Annotated in this window: 1 protein-coding gene and 1 pseudogene; both read right to left on the reverse strand. The window is 62.0% G+C overall.

Annotated features, from left to right (window positions below; all coding sequences use genetic code 11):
• Positions 1–1,568 (reverse strand): annotated as a pseudogene (gene fusA / locus EN750_RS31860) (elongation factor G); the annotation flags it as partial.
• A 29-nt stretch (positions 1,569–1,597) separates the two neighbouring features.
• Positions 1,598–1,978: a 30S ribosomal protein S7 gene (gene rpsG, locus EN750_RS31865; RefSeq protein WP_245482868.1), complete on the reverse strand. Its 381-nt coding sequence runs from the start codon at positions 1,976–1,978 to the stop codon at positions 1,598–1,600.
• Between the last annotated feature and the right edge of the window lie 5 nt (positions 1,979–1,983).

Here is a 1,983-nt window from a genome sequence, read left to right on the forward strand (position 1 = left end):
CTCCGGGTTCGGCTCGAAGACGATCTTGACGCGAGCGAACTGACCGGTACCGCCGGTCTGCTTCTTGTGCGTGTAGTCCTGCTCGTGCCTGCGGGTGATCGTCTCGCGATAAGCCACCTGCGGTGCGCCGACATTGGCCTCGACCTTGAACTCGCGACGCATGCGGTCGACGATGATGTCCAGGTGAAGTTCGCCCATGCCGGAAATGATGGTCTGGCCGCTTTCCTCGTCGGTCTTGACACGGAAGGACGGATCCTCGGCGGCCAGGCGGTGAAGGGCGAGGCCCATCTTTTCCTGGTCGTTCTTGGTCTTTGGCTCGATGGCGATCTGGATGACCGGATCGGGGAATTCCATGCGCTCGAGAATGACCGGATGCAGCGGATCGCTCAGCGTGTCGCCGGTGGTCGTGTCCTTGAGACCGGCAAGAGCAACGATGTCGCCGGCAAAAGCCTCTTCGACGTCGGCGCGCGAGTTCGCATGCATCTGCAGCATGCGGCCGATGCGCTCTTTCTTGCCCTTCACGGTGTTGTCGACCGAGATGCCCTTGGTGAGCCTGCCCGAATAGATGCGGGCAAAGGTCAGCGAACCGACGAACGGGTCGTTCATGATCTTGAAGGCGAGCATCGACAGAGGCTCGTTGTCGTCGGCGTGACGCTCGATCTCGGCGTCGGTCTTGGCATCGACACCCTTGATGGCGGGAACATCGGCCGGCGACGGCAGATATTCGACGACGGCGTCGAGCAGCGGCTGCACGCCCTTGTTCTTAAAGGCCGAGCCACAGAACATCGGGTAGAACTTGACCGCGATGGTGCCCTTGCGGATCAGCGCGCGGATCTCGTCATTCGACGGCATCTTGCCTTCGAGGTAATTCTCAAGCGCCGTCTCGTCCATCTCGACGGCGGCCTCGATCATCTTCTCGCGGTATTCTTCGGCACGAGCCTTGAGGTCGTCCGGGATCTCCACGACATCCCAGGCAGCGCCCAGCGTCTCGTCGCGCCAGACAAGCGCGTTCATCTCGACGAGGTCGACGACGCCCTTGAACTCGGTCTCGGCGCCAATCGGCAGCTGCATGACAACGGCATGCGCACCGAGGCGCGAACCGACATCTCGACCGAGCGGTAGAAGTCGGCGCCGATCTTGTCCATCTTGTTGCAGAAGATCATGCGCGGAACGCGGTACTTGTCGGCCTGGCGCCAGACGGTCTCGGTCTGCGGCTCAACACCGGCATTGGCATCGAGCAGCGCGATGGCGCCGTCGAGAACGCGCAGCGAACGCTCGACTTCGATGGTGAAGTCGACGTGGCCGGGGGTGTCGATGATGTTGAAGCGGTGCATCTTGCCGTCACGAGCCTTCCAGAAGGTCGTGGTCGCGGCGGACGTGATCGTGATGCCGCGCTCCTGCTCCTGCTCCATCCAATCCATGGTGGCAGCGCCGTCGTGGACTTCGCCGATCTTGTGCGACTTGCCCGTGTAGTAGAGGACGCGCTCGGTGGTCGTCGTCTTGCCGGCGTCAATATGCGCCATGATACCGAAATTGCGGTAGTCTTCGATTTTGTATTCGCGGGCCATCGTAGCTGCCTCTCAGTCTCGTTCGCGCTTTACCAGCGGTAGTGCGCGAAAGCGCGGTTGGCTTCAGCCATCTTGTGGGTGTCTTCACGCTTCTTGACAGCCGTGCCGCGGTTGTTGGCCGCATCCATCAGCTCGCCGGAGAGGCGGTCGACCATCGTGGTCTCGTTGCGATTACGGGCCGCAGCGATCAGCCAGCGAATGGCCAATGCCTGGCGGCGCTCGGGGCGCACATCAACCGGAACCTGGTAGGTGGCGCCACCGACACGACGCGAACGCACTTCAACATGAGGCGCGACATTGTCGAGCGCCTGATGGAAGACGGTGACCGGCTCCTGCTTGGTCTTCGACTGAACCTGGTCGAGCGCGCCGTAGACGATGGTCTCGGCGACCGACTTCTTGCCGTCATACATGACGG

The organism is Mesorhizobium sp. M7A.F.Ca.ET.027.03.2.1 (genome assembly GCF_003999175.1).
Taxonomy (GTDB): domain Bacteria; phylum Pseudomonadota; class Alphaproteobacteria; order Rhizobiales; family Rhizobiaceae; genus Mesorhizobium.